14 protein-coding genes are annotated in these 17,260 nt (G+C 31.6%); 8 read left to right on the forward strand and 6 right to left on the reverse strand.

Annotation, left to right across the window (positions count from 1 at the left end):
- Window positions 1-2: 2 nt before the first annotated feature.
- Complete coding sequence (locus J1D01_RS10850) at window positions 3-551, forward strand: type 1 periplasmic binding fold superfamily protein (RefSeq protein ID WP_421150830.1); 549 nt, start codon at window positions 3-5, stop codon at window positions 549-551.
- Between the two features lie 65 nt (window positions 552-616).
- Here J1D01_RS10850 and J1D01_RS10855 read toward each other — a convergent pair whose 3' ends face one another.
- Window positions 617-898: a hypothetical protein gene (locus J1D01_RS10855; protein ID WP_421150831.1), complete on the reverse strand. Its 282-nt coding sequence runs from the start codon at window positions 896-898 to the stop codon at window positions 617-619.
- Between the two features lie 55 nt (window positions 899-953).
- Window positions 954-1,541, reverse strand: coding sequence for a GTP cyclohydrolase I FolE (gene folE / locus J1D01_RS10860; RefSeq protein ID WP_372938285.1), 588 nt, complete (start codon window positions 1,539-1,541; stop codon window positions 954-956).
- Between the two features lie 134 nt (window positions 1,542-1,675).
- On the opposite strand from folE, the gene J1D01_RS10865 reads away from it, so the two are divergent.
- Entirely contained in the window at window positions 1,676-2,338 is a 663-nt protein-coding gene (locus tag J1D01_RS10865) for an ABC transporter ATP-binding protein (RefSeq protein WP_372938286.1), read from the forward strand.
- On the opposite strand, the gene J1D01_RS10870 is transcribed toward J1D01_RS10865, so the two are convergent.
- Window positions 2,335-3,501: an MFS transporter gene (locus J1D01_RS10870; RefSeq protein ID WP_421150832.1), complete on the reverse strand. Its 1,167-nt coding sequence runs from the start codon at window positions 3,499-3,501 to the stop codon at window positions 2,335-2,337. The genes J1D01_RS10865 and J1D01_RS10870 overlap by 4 nt on opposite strands.
- A 74-nt stretch (window positions 3,502-3,575) precedes the next feature.
- Between J1D01_RS10870 and J1D01_RS10875 the strand changes: the two genes are divergently transcribed.
- A complete protein-coding gene (locus J1D01_RS10875) occupies window positions 3,576-4,361 on the forward strand; it encodes a TIGR02757 family protein (RefSeq protein WP_421150833.1) in 786 nt (261 codons plus the stop codon).
- 67 nt (window positions 4,362-4,428) lie between these two features.
- Here the strand turns inward: J1D01_RS10875 and J1D01_RS10880 are convergent, their stop codons facing one another.
- Window positions 4,429-6,321 carry a peptidase M61 gene (locus J1D01_RS10880; protein WP_421150834.1) on the reverse strand — a complete coding sequence of 631 codons (1,893 nt, stop codon included), beginning with the start codon at window positions 6,319-6,321 and terminating at the stop codon, window positions 4,429-4,431.
- A gap of 96 nt (window positions 6,322-6,417) precedes the next feature.
- Here J1D01_RS10880 and J1D01_RS10885 point away from each other — a divergent pair, with 96 nt between their 5' ends.
- The 5 genes from J1D01_RS10885 to J1D01_RS10905 are packed head-to-tail and all read left to right on the forward strand — an operon-like array spanning window position 6,418 to window position 11,631.
- Window positions 6,418-7,425: a glycosyltransferase family 2 protein gene (locus tag J1D01_RS10885; RefSeq protein WP_421150835.1), complete on the forward strand. Its 1,008-nt coding sequence runs from the start codon at window positions 6,418-6,420 to the stop codon at window positions 7,423-7,425.
- A 34-nt stretch (window positions 7,426-7,459) separates the two neighbouring features.
- A complete protein-coding gene (locus tag J1D01_RS10890) occupies window positions 7,460-9,385 on the forward strand; it encodes a vWA domain-containing protein (protein ID WP_421150836.1) in 1,926 nt (641 codons plus the stop codon).
- Window positions 9,382-10,638, forward strand: coding sequence for a dihydroorotase (locus J1D01_RS10895; protein WP_372936920.1), 1,257 nt, complete (start codon window positions 9,382-9,384; stop codon window positions 10,636-10,638). The genes J1D01_RS10890 and J1D01_RS10895 overlap by 4 nt, the downstream gene beginning before the upstream one ends.
- Window positions 10,639-10,641: 3 nt before the next feature.
- Window positions 10,642-10,974 (forward strand): hypothetical protein, encoded by a 333-nt coding sequence (locus tag J1D01_RS10900; protein ID WP_372936919.1) that lies wholly within the window; start codon window positions 10,642-10,644, stop codon window positions 10,972-10,974.
- Window positions 10,975-10,977: 3 nt separating this feature from the next.
- Window positions 10,978-11,631, forward strand: a complete 654-nt coding sequence (locus tag J1D01_RS10905) for an alpha/beta hydrolase (protein ID WP_372936918.1) — start codon at window positions 10,978-10,980, stop codon at window positions 11,629-11,631.
- A gap of 104 nt (window positions 11,632-11,735) precedes the next feature.
- On the opposite strand, the gene J1D01_RS10910 is transcribed toward J1D01_RS10905, so the two are convergent.
- Together J1D01_RS10910 and J1D01_RS10915 are read right to left on the reverse strand one after the other, a co-directional pair.
- Window positions 11,736-14,003, reverse strand: coding sequence for an aconitate hydratase (locus J1D01_RS10910; RefSeq protein ID WP_372936917.1), 2,268 nt, complete (start codon window positions 14,001-14,003; stop codon window positions 11,736-11,738).
- Window positions 14,004-14,192: 189 nt separating this feature from the next.
- Entirely contained in the window at window positions 14,193-16,970 is a 2,778-nt protein-coding gene (locus J1D01_RS10915) for a bifunctional aconitate hydratase 2/2-methylisocitrate dehydratase (RefSeq protein WP_421150837.1), read from the reverse strand.
- Window positions 16,971-17,260 lie beyond the last annotated feature (290 nt).

A 17,260-nucleotide genomic window follows, 5' to 3' on the forward strand; every position in this document is an offset into this window, starting at 1 on the left:
CCATGAAAACTATAAAATTATTAGCCTTATTTTTCGTATCAAGTTTAGTGTTTGTAAGCTGTTCTAGCGACGACGACAATGATGATCACGACCACGAAGAAGAACTTATCACTACAGTAACTTACACTTTAACTAACGGTAACGACGTGATTACTTTAGAGTTTGAAGATTTAGATGGTGAAGGTGGCGCAGATGGAACGACAACTGTTTCTGGTAACTTATCTGCAAACACAACTTATACTGGATCTATTAAATTATTAAACGAAACTGAAGATCCTGCTGAAGATATTACTGAAGAAGTTGAAGAAGAAGGTGACGAACACGAATTTTTCTATTCATCAACCATTTCAGATATCACAATTACTAAAGAAGATGAAGATGAAGATGGAAATCCTATTGGTATTGAAACTACCTTAACAACAGGTGAAGCAGGTTCAGGTTCATTAACAATTATATTAAAACATGAGCCTACAAAACCAAATGATGGTACATCAACTGGTGCTGGAGGTAGTACAGATGTTGAAGTAACTTTTTCTATTGAAGTAGAGTAATTAGAATATTTTTATTTGTTGTAATACAGAACAAAAAAGAGGCTTGATTAAATCAAGCCTCTTTTTTATGCTTCTATAATTTTTCCTTTTTTGGATTTAAGCACATAAGTGTATAACCACATTAACGTAAATGTTGGCACCACATCAAGACCAGGCATTGCCTCTTCTATAAAAGATACAGCACCTGCTATTTTTCCATCTTTTCCTTTATACATTTTAGTCATTACCCAAGCAGAAACCGGTGCCCATACAATATCTGAAAATTCTCCAATTCCCGGAATAATAAAAGATACATATCCCAATGCATCTAAAATTAAACTAAGAAACAATTTTTTGTATTTATTCATTAATTAACTTTTAATAAATTGATAACAAGAAACATACCAAAATATTGTACAATTTCTACTTTCCTATAAGTTTTAAAAACTCATTTCTAGTTTCAATTTTTTCAAACTGACCTCTAAACCCAGAGGTTGTGGTTGTAGAATTCTGTTTTTGTACGCCTCGCATCATCATACACATATGAGAAGCTTCAATTACTACAGCTACGCCTTGTGGTTTCAATGTATCATTAATACAATCTAAAATTTGTTCTGTTAAGCGTTCTTGCACTTGCAAACGTCTTGCAAAAACATCAACAACTCTTGGTAATTTACTTAAGCCAACAATTTTTCCATTTGGTATATAAGCAATATGTACCTTACCAAAAAAAGGCAAAATATGGTGTTCACAAAGTGAATACAACTCTATATCTTTAACAATAACCATCTCATTATAAGACTCTTCAAACATGGCAGCTTTCAAAATTTCAACCGGATCTTGTTCATATCCTTGAGTTAAAAATTGCATAGCTTTGGCAGCACGTTCGGGTGTTTTTAGTAAACCATCGCGTTGGGTATCTTCACCCAAATCTTCAATAATGCTTTTATAACGCTCTTTTATATGGTCTGTTATTTCAACATGGTATTCTTCTAAATTTTTGTACGGCATAATTTCTTTATTATTAAATAAAAATAGTTAAAAAATACCAGACTCAATTATAACAAAATCTTATAAAAAACCAGTGGGTTTAATTTTGCTGATTAACACGTAATGTAGTATTTTCATAACTTGAAACACAAGTAATGATTCAAGCAAAAAACATTCATAAATACTACAATAATTTACACGTATTAAAAGGTGTAGATATTAAGGTTGAAAAGGGTGAAGTAGTATCTATTGTTGGAGCCTCTGGAGCTGGTAAAACCACACTTTTACAAATTTTAGGCACTTTAGATAACGCTTCAAAAGATGATCCTTTTGAGTTAAATATTAACAACATAAATTTATCTGTACTTTCTGATAGGGAATTAGCTAAATTTAGAAATAATCATATAGGTTTCATTTTTCAGTTTCACCAATTGTTACCTGAATTTACTGCACTTGAAAATGTTTGTTTACCAGCATTTATTAAAGGAACTAAAAAAACTGTTGCCGAAACTAGAGCCAAAGAATTATTAGATTTTTTAGGCTTATCTCACCGTTATAACCATAAGCCTAGTGAGTTATCTGGTGGTGAACAACAACGTGTTGCGGTAGCAAGAGCTTTAATAAATAAACCCGATTTAATTTTTGCAGATGAACCTTCTGGTAATTTAGATAGTGAATCTGCCGAAAACCTTCATAATTTATTTTTTAAACTACGTGATGAATTTGGGCAAACCTTTGTTATTGTTACACATAACGAAGAACTAGCTAATATGGCAGATAGAAAACTAACTATGGTTGATGGAAATATAATAGACTAGTTTTTTTTGTAAAGCGAATACAATCCTATTAGAGGTCCAATGGCCAATGCTAAAAACAAGTACTTTACCTCTACCACTGTTTGCATATAATTTAAAAGTTGAATACTTACAATGGTAATAGCAAAACCTATAGAATTTACAATGGTTAACGCTGTACCTTTAGATTCGGATACAACACTTTGAGCTATTAAGGTTGAAAACAATGGAGAGTCTGCAATAACAACCATACCCCAAAACATTAAAAATATAACAAAGGTAATTTCTGAATTTAATATAAAAAATAAGGGAGACACCACACAACACATACAAGATAAAGCAAGCGCCATACCTGCAACTTTTTTATTAGAATAACGCTGAGATAAATACCCCGAAACTACACAACCTAAACTACCAATAGCAATTACATAAAAACTATACAATGATACATTAATATTTGTAGCATCATGAAAATTAGAATATGCCTTTAATAACACAGGTACAAATACCCAAAATGCATATAACTCCCACATGTGCCCAAAATAGCCAAAAGCCGCGTTTCTAAATTTTTTGATTTTGAAAACATTATAACAAATAGCAACATCAAATTTTTGTAATGTCTTTTTAAACGGACCATCTGGCACAAAAAAAACAACTAATATACCGCCCAAAACAGCTAGTACAGACGTAAAATACAGCAGATGCTTCCAAAAAAATAAACCAGGTGCTCCTTTTAAAATATGTGGGAAAGCTGTTCCTAAAACTAAGGCTCCTACCAAAAAACTAAGTGATTTACCTAAACCCTTCTCAAAATAATCAGATGCTATTTTCATACCTACAGGATAAATACCCGCCAAAAAAAAACCTGTTAAAAAACGAAGTATTATTAAGCTCAATAAAGTTTGAGACCCATATACAATTAAAACATTAAAAAGTGAAGCCACAATTGCACTAACAAAAAATACTTTTGATGGCGAAAACCAATCTGCAATAGTAAACATAGCAAATATAAAAGTACCTATAATAAAACCTAATTGTATGGCTGCTGTTAAATCGCCTAATGCCGATGGATTTAAATTAAAATTAATTACCAAATCACCAATAATGGCGTTCCCTACAAACCATAATGACGTGCAACAAAATTGAGATAATACAATTATGGGTAAAACCACTTTTTTACTCGTCATTTAATGCTTATTCTTTTTAATAATATGCTAAGTCTCATTTTTATTAAACTAATTACAATTATTTTTGTTGAATTATGAAGGATAAACAAATAAAACTTACTAAAGCCGAACTCAAAGAGTTTTTAGACACCAAAGTTTTGGAATACAATAATCCCAGATTTATTGAGACTGACCCCATACAAATACCTCATAAATTCAATAAAAAAGAAGATGTTGAAATTGCCGCTTTTTTGACAGCAACCATTGCTTGGGGTAACCGAAAAATGATTATTAAAAATGCACAACGCATGATGGAATTACTTGATAACGCACCTCATGACTTTGTAATGAATCATAATAAAACAGATTTAGAAAAACTTTCATCTTTTGTGCACCGTACATTTAATGGTGATGATTTTATTCAATTTATAACATCATTAAATCATATCTATAAACAATACAATAGTTTAGAATTTGTATTTTCTAAACACGCAGAAAAAGACTCCCTTCAAAAAGCTATTTCAAAATTTAAAGAAGTTTTTTTTGAAGTTGAACATTTACCGCGTACTAAAAAACATATTAGCGACCCCTTAAAAAATTCTGCAGCTAAACGTATTAACATGTTTTTACGCTGGATGGTAAGACAAGACCATGCTGGTGTAGATTTTGGAATTTGGAAAAAAATATCACCTTCTCAACTATCTTGTCCTTTAGATGTTCATTCTGGAAATGTAGCAAGGAAACTAGGTCTTTTAACACGTAAACAGAATGATGCAAAAGCTTTATTAGAGTTAGACACTGCTCTACGTAAACTAGATAAACAAGACCCCGTAAAATATGATTTTGCCTTATTTGGACTTGGGGTTTTTGAAGGGTTTTAATTAAAATAAAAACAATTGATAAACAGAGAGTTTATCAATCGTTAATTATATTAAGTTATAAATTATTTTAGCCCTTTAACCAAGCTTTTCTTAATGCCTTTTGAGCTTCTGTAGCATCTGCTTTTTCAACAATAGCTTTACCTGTTGTATAAGACTTAGTAGTTGTTGTTTTAATAACTATTTCTTCACCATTCCTATCTAACTTAACCTCAATATCTATACCTGGTTTCCACATAAAAACATCTTGTAAAACTTTATTTGCATTTTGTAAGGTTAAATCTGTACCATTAATGCTTTTTATTACATCATTAGGCAATGCACCATTTTCTTCCCAAAAACTATTTTTTAATACTTTATCTGTAAAGAAAATTGTTCCTTTTTCTGGATCTCCACCAACAATAGGAGCGCCATCCATTAAAATATAATTGGTTTCTACTTTTCCTTCGCCAATTTCTAAACCTACTTTTTCTAAAAACTTGTTGTAATTAATAGGAATATCTCCTATAACATGTGTGGTAAAGAAATCGGCTAAAGATGGGTAGGTCATAGCTACAATTTCATCTATTAATTTATCATCTTCAAAAGGTTTATTTTTACCGTATTTATTTGATAATTCTTTCATTAAACTTAGAATACCTCTATTTCCGTTACTTCCTTCTCTAATTAAAATATCAACGCACATACCTATTAAGGCTCCTTTTTGGTACACATTTAAGTATTGATCTTTATAAGGTTCTTTTAAGACATTTTCACTCATAATAGTAAAACTCATAGCATCATTCATTTGAGATGCTCTTTGAATTTTAGTCATTATTTTATTATAAAATGCTGCTTCATCAACCAACCCTTGATTTACTTGAAATAAGGTTGCAAAATATTCTGTTACACCTTCATACATCCATAAATGTTTTGAAAATGTTGGATTGTTATAATCAAAATAATGCACATCTTCAGAATGTACACTTAATGGTGTTACAATATGAAAAAACTCATGAGATACCACATCTATCATACTTTCAGCAAGAGCTTCTTCTGAAATATCTTCTGGCATTACAACCACAGTTGAAGTGTGATGTTCTAAAGCTCCAAAGCCTTTAGGAGAATCTTCTTTTTGTTCTGATAAATACACGTAAATATCATAACGCGGTGTAGAATTAATATCGCCCAAATAAGTTTTTTGAGCTTTCATCATTTTATATATGGTTTCTTTTAATGATTTTGCAGAGTGTAGTTTGTTTGGAGAATACACACTTAAAACAATTTTAATATCACCTACCTGAAACTCTTCAACATCTAAATTACCATACATCATTGGGTTATCGGTAATATCAAAATAGCGAGTAGCTAAATACGTTGTTGTTACATTTTTACCATTTTCACTGGTATTAGAACTCACCTTTTGCAATGCCGATGTTCTTACAAAGTCTGCAGGTGCTGTTACATTTACTTTGTACTGATTATTTTTTAAAGAATCAAAATATCCTATAAATCCATGTAAATTTAATACAAAATTCTCGGGTTCTATATTAGTTCCTGCTGGAGAAAATGGTACTTTTTTACCTATACCTCCTTCGGTTTCTTCATCATAAGTATCATTAACAAAATAGGTTATTTTATCTAACGCTTTTGCTCCTGTAATAGACCAAGAATTATCGTCTAATTTAGTAACAGCCATTTCTTCGCCTTTGTAATTGTAGGCCTTAACATTTTCAACATATTTACCAAAATTGCTAACTGCATAAGTGCCTGGTATTACTTTTGGTAATCTATACGTTACCGTTTCTTGTGTAAACCTTCCAGGATTGATGGTTACTGGCGCTTTATCATCTTGAACATTTGATAAATCAATAGTAGTTTCTATAGGCGAATTTATTGCTAAATCATTGGCAGTCTGTTTAGTTGTACTACAACTTGCCATTAAAATAACTGCAAAAATTGCAGCAAAAAATCTTTTATTCATTACATTGAGTTTATAGTTTTTTAAATGACTTGCAAAATACCATTATGTTACATTTGCTAGTCTTAAGATTTTGTTAAAAGATAGTATATTCGCCCTATGCAAACACCATTAATAAGTATACTAACACCCTTTAAAAACACAGAAGTTTATTTAAGTGAATGCTTAAATTCTATTTTAAATCAAACATATACTAATTGGGAATTACTAATTATTGATGACCATTCTACAGATAATAGTTTTCAATTAGTAAAAGAATTTGCTTCAAAAGATAAGCGTATTAAACTATTTAAAAACAATGGCAAGGGTATTATCTCTGCTCTAAAACTAGCCTTTAAAAATAGCTCTGGTGAGTTCATTACAAGAATGGACAGTGATGATATTATGATGCCTAATAAATTAGAAATTTTAGCCAATAATTTAACACAATATGGTAAAAAACATGTTGCAGTTGGTTTAGTAGAATATTTTAGTAAATATGGTGTTGGAGAAGGTTATAAAAGTTATGAAACTTGGCTTAACAACTTAACAAAAACAGGCAGCAATTATGATGAAATTTATAAAGAGTGTGTAATTCCTTCTCCTTGTTGGATGATTCATCGAGAAGATTTAATAGCTTGTGATGCTTTTAACCCCAATATTTATCCAGAAGACTACGATTTAACTTTTAGGTTTTACAAACACCAATTTAAATGCATTCCTTGTAATACCATAATTCATAAATGGCGAGATTATAGTACCAGAACATCACGCACACATATACATTATGCTCAAAATCATTTCACAACTTTAAAAGTACATCATTATTTAGATATTGATTACAACAAAACTAAAACACCTGTAATTTGGGGCGCAGGAACCAAAGGAAAACTAATGGCAAAATTATTCTTAGAACAAAACATTCCGTTTGAATGGATATGCGATAACCCAAATAAAATTGGAAAAGATATTTACGGTAAAAAACTTTTAAATTTTAATGCCTTAAAAAACATTACAAATCCTCAAAGTCTTGTAACTGTGGCTAATAAAGAAGCCCAAAAAGACATTAAAAAATACTTAACAAGTTTAAATTTAAAACCTATAAAAGATTATATATTCTTTTGTTGAAAAAAATATGTAGTTTTGATAAATCTAAATAGGAATGCAGTTTAAAAACCCCGAAATTCTTTACGCTTTATTTTTACTACTAGTTCCTATTATTATTCATTTATTTCAATTAAGACGCTTTAAAAAAGAAGCATTTACCAATGTTGCCTTTTTAAAAGAAATAAAACAAAATTCTAGAAAAAGTTCTCAAATAAAAAAATGGTTAATTCTATGTACTAGGTTATTGCTTTTAGCCGCTATAATTTTGGCTTTTGCGCAACCTTTTAACTCTAAAAATAACACCTTTAAAGTTGAAAAAGAAACCGTAATTTATATTGACAACTCTTTTAGTATGCAAGCTAAAGGAAGTCAAGGAGAATTATTAAAACGGGCTATTCAAGATGTTATTAGTAACGCTCCTGAAAATGACAAAATATCTGTTGTAACAAATAATAATACTTTTAAAAACACCCCTATTAAAACTATTAAGAATGATTTACTACGGCTAGATTATACACCTAATCAATTAAGCTTAGAATCTGCTTTTTTAAAATGCAAAACACTTTTTAGCAATAAAAAAGGCACATTAAAAAATATGGTATTTGTTTCTGATTTTCAGCAACAAACCGGTGATTTTAATCCGCAACTAGACTCTCTTACCAATTTAAGGTTAGTAAAATTAGAACCTATAAACACTAATAACGTTTCTATTGATACGGCTTATATTTCTGAAACTACCCCTACTAACCATCGACTTAAAGTTGTATTAAAAAATAGTGGCAACCCCATTGAAAATATACCCATATCAATATTTAATGGAGATACATTAATTGCAAAAACATCTGTAGAAATAACTAAAGAAGCAGAAACCACTTTTACAATTCCTACAAACAACATAATTAATGGAAAAATAATTATTGATGATACTGGCTTACAGTTTGATAACAGCCTGTATTTTAATATAAATAACAAATCTAAAATTAACGTTTTAGCTATTAATAACGGTGATGATGTTTTTCTTAAAAAGATTTTTACTGCTAATGAGTTTAATCTAATTTCTACGTCTAGCAATGCTTTAAACTACAATATTATAGACCAACAACATTTAGTTATTTTAAATGAGCTTCAAACTATATCAAATGCAATGGTTTCGGCATTAAAACATTTTACATTACAAGGTGGGTCTGTAATAATTATTCCATCTAAAACCATCAATCTACAATCTTACAATTTACTTTTAACAAATTATAATTCTGGTTTTAGCAATCAAATTCTAGCAGAAAAAAGAATTACCTCAATTAACTATGCACACCCTTTATACAAAAAAGGTGTTTTTGAAAAACAGGTAACTAATTTTCAATATCCAAAAGTGCTTAGTTTTTATGAAACAACTTCAAATAATTTCACCTCTATTTTAAGTTATGAAGATGATAAACCTTTTCTTTTTCAAAGCCAAAATGTATTTGTTTTTACTTCGGCCTTAAATGCCGATAATTCAAATTTTAAAAATTCGCCTTTAATAGTACCAACTCTTTATAATATTGCAAAACAAAGCTTTAAAACACCAGAATTATACTATACCATTGGAAATAATAATGAATTTGAAGTAGCAACCCAATTACAACAAGATGATATTTTATCTCTTGTTAATAATGGTATTAGCATTATACCAAGACAAAAATACTTTAACAATAAAGTAATTATTAACACCTCTGAAACACCCAATATAGCTAACATATATAATATTAAAAACAAAAACGAAATCATTAAAAATGTTAGTTATAATTACAATCGTAATGAGAGTAACTTAATATACCAAGACCTTTCAAATTTAGAAAATGTAACATTGAGTAATTCAATAGCCCATGTTTTTAATACCATAAAAAGTGATGCAAAAGTTAATGTTCTGTGGAAATGGTTTGTTATTTTTGCACTAGTATTATTAATTATTGAAATGCTCATCTTAAAATACTTTAAATGAACATACTTATAAAATCTGCCACCATAATAGATTCAAAAAGTGAGTTTCACAATTTAACTCAAGATATTTTAATTGAAAATGGCACGATTTTAAAAATTGCAAAAAACATTAAAAACACTAACAACTACCAAGAAATAAAGTTAGAAAACTTACATATTTCTCAAGGTTGGTTTGATAGTAGTATTTGTTTTGGAGAACCTGGTTTTGAAGAACGCGAAACCATTGAAAACGGACTTAAAACTGCTGCTGCATCAGGGTTTACCACCATTGCTTTAAATCCAAATACGCATCCGGTTTTAGATACTAATTCTCACATTACCTTTGTTACTGCTAAAGCAAAAAATAATGCTGTAACGGTATTACCAATTGGAGCCTTAACCATAGATAGCAAAGGTGTTGATTTAGCCGAAATTTATGATATGAGTACCGCTGGAGCTGTAGCCTTTTATGATTACAAAAAGTCTATTAGCAACCCTAACCTAATGAAAATTGCGCTTCAATATGCCTCTAATTTTAACGGATTAGTATGCTCATTTCCTCAAGAAAATAAAATTTCTGGTCTAGGAGTTATGAATGAAAATATAACTAGCACCAAATTAGGTTTAAAAGGAATACCGGCTTTAGCCGAAGAATTACAAGTAGCAAGAGATTTATTCTTGCTAGAATACACTGGTGGCAAACTACATATCCCAACCATTTCAACCGCTAAATCTGTTGCATTAATTAGAGAAGCCAAAAAGAAAAAATTAGATATTACCTGTAGCGTTGCTATTCATAATTTATGCTTTACAGACGACGTTTTAACATCTTTTGATTCTAATTATAAAGTGCTTCCTCCATTAAGAACTCAAACAGATATTGATGCTTTAATTGAAGGTGTTAAAGACGGAACTATAGATATGGTAACTAGTGACCACACCCCTATTGACATTGAAGAAAAGAAAGTAGAGTTTGATCATGCTAATTACGGAACCATAGGTTTAGAAAGTGCATTTGGAGCATTACAAACCATTTTCACCACTAAAAAAACTATAGATTTACTTACTAAAGGAAAACAACGTTTTGGTGTAAATTATTCACCTATAAATATTGGAGAAAAAGCCAACATAACACTTTTTAATCCAGATGGTAAATACACTTTTAATAAAAATCATATTTTATCTAAATCTAAAAATAGCATTTTTCTAGAAGCTAGTTTAAAAGGAAATGTTTACGGTATTATTTCAAATAATAAAGTGTCTTTAAATAATTAATAAATGACTCAACAAGATATTAAAGAAGGTAAAGGATTAGCCATAGTAAGTTATTTAGCCCTTATAGGTATAATTGTTGCTTATTTTTTAAATAATGATAAAAACAATCCGTTCACAGCCTTTCATTTAAGACAATCTATAGGCTTATGGCTTATGTTTCATATTTTAGGCTTTGTTGTTAGTGGCTTTGATAACTGGGGCGTAACATCAGGATTTTATTTATTTTTTAGTGTATTGTTTATTTATGGTTTAATAAACGCTGTTATAGGTAAAGCTCAAACCGTTCCTCTTTTAGGAGAGCTATTCCAAAAATGGTTTTCAAATATAGGACGATAAACAATGAACAACTCACTTTCTTTATTCCATATTACTAGACCTTCAATTTTAAAAGAAAATGCACCTTTACTAATAATGATGCATGGATACGGTAGCGATGAAAACGATTTATTTTCGTTTGCTAGTGAATTACCTGATGATTTTTTTATTATTTCAGTAAGAGCTCCTTACCCCCTGTCTCCCTATGGAAATGCTTGGTATGCCATTAATTTCGATGCTGAAAAAGGTAAATGGAATGATAAAGAGCAAGCCGAAGCATCAAGAGATTTAATTGCTAAATTTATAGATGAAGCTACTGAAAACTATCCGGTAAATAAAAATAACGTAACACTTTTAGGTTTTAGTCAAGGTAGTATTTTAAGTTACGGAGTAGCCTTAAATTATCCTGAAAAAGTTAAAAATATAGTGGCTTTAAGTGGTTATGTTTATCATGATATTCTTCCAAAAGATTTAGAAGGCAGAGATTATTCTAATCTAGATTTTTATTGCTCTCATGGTAGTGTAGACCAAGTAATTCCTGTAGATTGGGCAAGACAAACGCCTACTTTTTTAAAAAGCTTAAATATTAAGCACCAATATTCTGAATTTCCTGTGGGGCATGGTGTAGCTCCTCAAAACTTTTTTGAATTTAAAAACTGGTTGTTAGAACGCATTTAACCTACTATTCAAATCAATAACATCAGCTTAATAAACCTGATTAAAACATAAACAAAAAACCAACGCTTTCCACGTTGGTTTTTTGTTTATAAATGAATTAAAACCTAAGCGTTTTGCTTTTTAATTAAATTTAATGCCGAACCTTCTTTAAACCACTCTATTTGAGCATCGTTATATGAGTGATTTAATTTAATGATGTCTTTACTTCCATCAGCATGAACTACCTCTAAAGTTAATTGCTTGTCTGGAGCAAATTCGTTTAAGTCTAAAAAGTTGAAGGTGTCATCTTCTTGAATTAAATCGTAATCATTTTCATTAGCAAAAGTTAAACCTAACATACCTTGCTTTTTAAGGTTTGTTTCGTGTATACGTGCAAACGACTTAACAATTACTGCTGCAACTCCTAAATGACGAGGTTGCATTGCAGCATGTTCTCTAGATGATCCTTCGCCATAGTTATGATCTCCAACTACAACTGTTTTTATACCTGCTTTTTTGTATTCGCGCTGTACATCTGGCACACCACCATACTCTCCAGTTAACTGGTTTTTCACAAAGTTTGTTTGCTTATTAAAAGCGTTTACAGCACCAATTAATGTGTTGTTTGCTATATTATCTAAATGTCCCCTGTAACGTAACCAAGGTCCCGCCATAGAAATGTGGTCTGTGGTACATTTACCAAAGGCTTTTATTAATAATTTGGCTCCTGTAATAGAATCTCCTAATGGTTCAAAGGGTGTTAGTAACTGTAAACGTTCAGAATCTTCTTTAACCACAACATTTACATGACTTCCATCTTCTTCAGGCGCCAAATATCCGTTATCTTTTACTTCAAATCCTTTTGGTGGTAGTTCCCATCCTGTTGGTTCGTCTAACTTTACTTCTTCACCATTTTCGTTAATCAAAGTATCTGTTAAAGGATTAAAATCTAAACGACCAGCGATAGCAATAGCCGCAGTTAATTCTGGAGATGCTACAAAAGCATGCGTATTTGGGTTCCCATCGGCACGTTTTGCGAAGTTTCGGTTAAAGGAGTGTACTATACTGTTTTTTGGTGCATTTTTAGGGTCTTTATATCTTGCCCATTGCCCAATACATGGTCCGCAGGCGTTAGTAAATATTTTAGCATCTAATTTTTCGAATACTTGAAGAATACCATCGCGTTCTGCTGTATAACGTACTTGTTCTGATCCTGGGTTAATACCAAATTCTGCTTTAGTTTTCAAACCTTTATCTAAGGCTTGTTGTGCAATAGAAGAGGCTCTTGATAAATCTTCGTAAGATGAATTTGTACAAGACCCTATTAACCCCCATTCAACTTTTAATGGCCATCCATTTTCTGTGGCTTTTTTGGTCATATCTTTACCTACTTTTGTAGATAAATCTGGAGTAAATGGCCCGTTTAATAATGGTCCTAATTCTGATAGGTTAATTTCTATAACTTGATCAAAATACTGCTCTGGATTTTCATACACCTCAGCATCGGCTGTTAAATAAGGAGCTACTTCATTAGCTGCATCTGCAATATCAGCTCTATCAGTGGCTCGTAAATATCTATCCATCGATTCATCATAACCAAAAGTAGATGTGGTTGCACCAATTTCTGCTCCCATATTACAAATGGTTCCTTTACCAGTACAAGACATAGCCGTTGCTCCTGGCCCAAAATATTCTACAATAGCACCTGTTCCTCCTTTTACAGTGAGAATTTCGGCTACTTTTAAAATAACATCCTTAGGTGCTGTCCAACCAGAAAGTTTCCCTGTTAACTTCACGCCTATTAATTTAGGGAATTTAAGCTCCCAAGCCATACCTGCCATAACATCTACCGCATCGGCACCACCAACACCAATGGCTACCATACCTAAACCACCTGCATTTACGGTATGAGAATCTGTTCCAATCATCATGCCTCCAGGGAATGCATAATTTTCTAGTACTACTTGATGAATAATACCTGCTCCCGGTTTCCAGAAACCTATACCATATTTATTAGATACTGACTCTAAAAAATCGAATACCTCACTACTCACAGAATTTGCTTGTTTTAAATCTTTTTCGGCACCGTCTTTAGCTTGAATTAAGTGATCGCAATGTACGGTTGTTGGTACAGCTACTTTGCTCTTACCAGCTTGCATAAACTGCAATAAGGCCATTTGTGCCGTAGCATCTTGACACGCTATTCTATCGGGAGCAAAATCTACATAATCTTTTCCTCTAGTGAAAGCTTTTGTTGGCGTACCATCCCAAAGGTGATTGTATAATATTTTCTCAGATAATGTTAGTGGTTTACCCACTATGTCTCGGGCGGTATCTACACGATTTTTCATTCTTGCGTAAACGCCTTTTATCATATCAATATCAAATGCCATAAGTGTATATTTTAAATTTTTAATAATTCAATTATAGGTTTACTAATATACGAAATTAGAATACCGTTTAAAAAGTAAAAATATAGACTTGTCTTATAACGAGTTAATTTAAATCTATACTTGCTATTTTAATCAAAAAAAAGCCCGAGTTGAAAAACCCGAGCTTTGTATTTATAATCTATTTATTGTTTATTGCAATACAAGTTCTTTTTGAGATGGTTTAAACTTAGTAAGTACAATACCTTCTACCGCAGCTTCATATTCTTCCATAGTTGGGGTTCTTCCTAATATGGTAGATAATACAACAACTGGTGTAGATGATAATAAAGATTCTCCTTTTTTACCATCGGTATCTTTTACTACTCTTCCTTGGAATAAACGTGTAGATGTTGCCATAACGGTATCTCCTGGTTCTGCTTTTTCTTGGTTACCCATACATAGGTTACAACCAGGACGCTCTAAATACAATTTGTTTTCGTATTTGGTACGTGCTGCTGCTTTTGGGTTATTATCATCAAACACAAAACCAGCATACTTTTCTAGTACTTCCCAATCGCCTTCTGCTTTTAGTTCATCTACAATATTATAGGTTGGTGGCGCAACTACTAATGGCGCTTTAAACTCAACTTTGCCTTGTTGTGCTTCAATGTTTTTCAACATTTTAGCCAATATTTGCATATCGCCTTTATGAATCATACATGACCCAATAAACCCTAAATCTACTTGTTTAGTACCACCGTAGTAAGATAGCGGACGAATAGTATCATGAGTATAACGCTTAGATACATCTTCGTTATTTACATCAGGATCTGCTATCATTGGTTCAGCAATTTCATCTAAATCAATAACAACTTCAGCATAATATTTTGCATCAGCATCTGGTTTTAATGCTGGTTTAGTACCTGTTTTTAACTCTTCAATTCTCTTATTTGCTTTATTAACCAAACCTTGAAGCATTTGCTTTTCGTTATCCATACCTTTTTTAATCATGATTTGGATACGGTCTCTAGCAATTTCTAAAGATTCTATAAGTGTTTCTTCTTCTGAAATACAGATTGATGCTTTTGCTTTCATTTCTGCAGTCCAATCTGTAAAAGTAAAGGCTTGATCTGAAGTTAGTGTACCAATGTGAACCTCGATGATTCTTCCTTGGAATACATTCTCTCCTCCAAACTGTTTTAACATTTGTTGTTGCGTTGCATGTACAACATCACGAAAATCCATGAAACTTCTCATTTGACCTTTAAAGGTTACTTTGACTGATTCTGGAATTGGCATAGTAGCTTCACCAGTTGCTAAAGCTAAGGCCACGGTTCCTGAATCTGCTCCAAAAGCAACTCCTTTAGACATACGTGTGTGTGAATCACCTCCAATGATAATATCCCAATCATCAACTGTAAGGTCATTTAATACTTTGTGAATAACATCAGTCATAGCATGATATTGACCTTTTGGATCACGACCTGTGATTAATCCGAAGTCGTTCATAAACTTCATTAATCTAGGTATGTTGGCTTTAGACTTATCATCCCAAACAGAAGCGGTATGACAACCCGATTGATATCCTGCATCTACAATAGGAGAAATAATGGTTGCTGCCATCATTTCTAATTCTTGAGACGTCATTAAACCTGTGGTATCTTGAGAGCCTACAATATTAACTTCTACACGTACATTAGAACCTGCATGTAATGTTTTTCCTGGTGTATTACCAACGGCATTTTTGTTGAAGATTTTTTCAACTGCCGTTAAACCTTGTCCTTCAATAGAAATTTCTTTTGAAGGCGCATAAACTTGAGGGATATCAATTCCTAAAATTTTACAAGCTAATGTTTGTAATTTTTTACCAAATACTACTGCATAAGATCCTCCTGCTCTAATGAACTCCATTTTTTGAGGCGTTAGCGCATCTGAAATATCTTTTAACTCTTTGTATCCGTTATATAACTTTTTCTTTTTAGTATTTATGGTAAGTACTGTACCTGTAGCTACAGAGTAAACTTCTTTTAAAATTGGTTCTCCTTCTTCATCAACTATAGTATTACCGTTTTCATCTTTTTGCTGTACCCAGTTTTTTAGATCGATACCAATACCTCCAGTTACACCAACAGTAGTTAAGAAAATTGGTGCAATACCGTTTGTACCTGCAATTACTGGTGCAATATTTATAAATGGCACATATGGTGATGATGGAATACCCGTCCAAAGTGCTACGTTGTTTACTCCAGACATTCTTGAAGACCCAACACCCATAGTACCTTTTTCTGCAATTAGCATAACACGTTTATCTGGGTGTTGCTCTTTTAATGCTAGAACTTCTTGTTGCATCTTTTTATTATGCTCAAAAATACATTGTCCGTGTAATTCTCTATCAGATCTTGAGTGAGCATCGGCACCTGGAGATAATAAATCGGTTGAAATATCACCTACTCCAGCAATATATGTTACTACTTTTATTTCTTCTTCAACCTCTGGTAATTTTGTAAAGAACTCTGCTTGTGCGTAACTTTCTAATAATTCTTTTGCAATAGCACTTCCTTCTTTATATGCATTTTCTATACGTTCCATATCTGCTTCGTATAAAAACACTTGTGTTTTTAATACTTTAGCTGCATTGGCGGCAATAGAAGCATCTTCACCTAATGCTAAGTCTAACAGTACCTCTATTGAAGGGCCTCCTTTCATATGTGATAATTGCTCAAAAGCAAATTCAGGTGAGATTTCTGGAACAACAGATTCACCAAGGATAATTTCTTTTAAAAACTTTGCTTTTATACCTGCAGCACTGGTGGTACCTGGTAAAGTGTTGTAAATAAAGAATTTTAGAGAGTCTTCTCTATATTTATTGTCTGAATCTTTTATTTGCGAAATAATTTCACTTAATAATTCAGCTCCATCAATTGGCTTAGGGTGTAATCCTTGAGCTTTCCTTTCTTCAATTTCCTTGATGTAATCGGTATAGTTCATAAATTAAAATTTTCAATATCTAAATGAGTATAACAGTAAAATTAAAAAGAACACAAGTTACATTTATTTACTATAAAAAGTTATTTTACTATTATGATAAGTTTTAGTTGTTTTTTTATTTCAAAAAGCAGCGCAAAATACGAAATTAATGTAAAGATTTTAAAAATAACGTAAGTATTGCTATTGCTTAATAAACGTTTTAATTAATGTGATATATTTGAATAAAATGATTGTAATATTTTCAAAATTTTATAACGAAAAATACAAATGTATTAATAGTTAATCTTAAA

This window comes from Seonamhaeicola sp. NFXS20 (assembly GCF_049132085.1).
In the GTDB taxonomy this organism is placed as follows: Bacteria; Bacteroidota; Bacteroidia; order Flavobacteriales; family Flavobacteriaceae; genus Seonamhaeicola.

What these genes read in the sequence shown, in the direction of transcription:
- J1D01_RS10855 (WP_421150831.1), bottom strand. Translation starts at nt 898, where the DNA reads ATGAATAAATACAAAAAATTGTTTCTTAGTTTAATTTTAGATGCATTG.
- folE (WP_372938285.1), bottom strand. Translation starts at nt 1,541, where the DNA reads ATGCCGTACAAAAATTTAGAAGAATACCATGTTGAAATAACAGACCAT.
- J1D01_RS10890 (WP_421150836.1), top strand. Translation starts at nt 7,460, where the DNA reads ATGCAGTTTAAAAACCCCGAAATTCTTTACGCTTTATTTTTACTACTA.
- J1D01_RS10905 (WP_372936918.1), top strand. Translation starts at nt 10,978, where the DNA reads ATGAACAACTCACTTTCTTTATTCCATATTACTAGACCTTCAATTTTA.
- J1D01_RS10875 (WP_421150833.1), top strand. Translation starts at nt 3,576, where the DNA reads ATGAAGGATAAACAAATAAAACTTACTAAAGCCGAACTCAAAGAGTTT.
- J1D01_RS10880 (WP_421150834.1), bottom strand. Translation starts at nt 6,321, where the DNA reads ATGAATAAAAGATTTTTTGCTGCAATTTTTGCAGTTATTTTAATGGCA.
- J1D01_RS10870 (WP_421150832.1), bottom strand. Translation starts at nt 3,501, where the DNA reads ATGACGAGTAAAAAAGTGGTTTTACCCATAATTGTATTATCTCAATTT.
- J1D01_RS10850 (WP_421150830.1), top strand. Translation starts at nt 3, where the DNA reads ATGAAAACTATAAAATTATTAGCCTTATTTTTCGTATCAAGTTTAGTG.
- J1D01_RS10885 (WP_421150835.1), top strand. Translation starts at nt 6,418, where the DNA reads ATGCAAACACCATTAATAAGTATACTAACACCCTTTAAAAACACAGAA.
- J1D01_RS10910 (WP_372936917.1), bottom strand. Translation starts at nt 14,003, where the DNA reads ATGGCATTTGATATTGATATGATAAAAGGCGTTTACGCAAGAATGAAA.
- J1D01_RS10895 (WP_372936920.1), top strand. Translation starts at nt 9,382, where the DNA reads ATGAACATACTTATAAAATCTGCCACCATAATAGATTCAAAAAGTGAG.
- J1D01_RS10915 (WP_421150837.1), bottom strand. Translation starts at nt 16,970, where the DNA reads ATGAACTATACCGATTACATCAAGGAAATTGAAGAAAGGAAAGCTCAA.
- J1D01_RS10900 (WP_372936919.1), top strand. Translation starts at nt 10,642, where the DNA reads ATGACTCAACAAGATATTAAAGAAGGTAAAGGATTAGCCATAGTAAGT.
- J1D01_RS10865 (WP_372938286.1), top strand. Translation starts at nt 1,676, where the DNA reads ATGATTCAAGCAAAAAACATTCATAAATACTACAATAATTTACACGTA.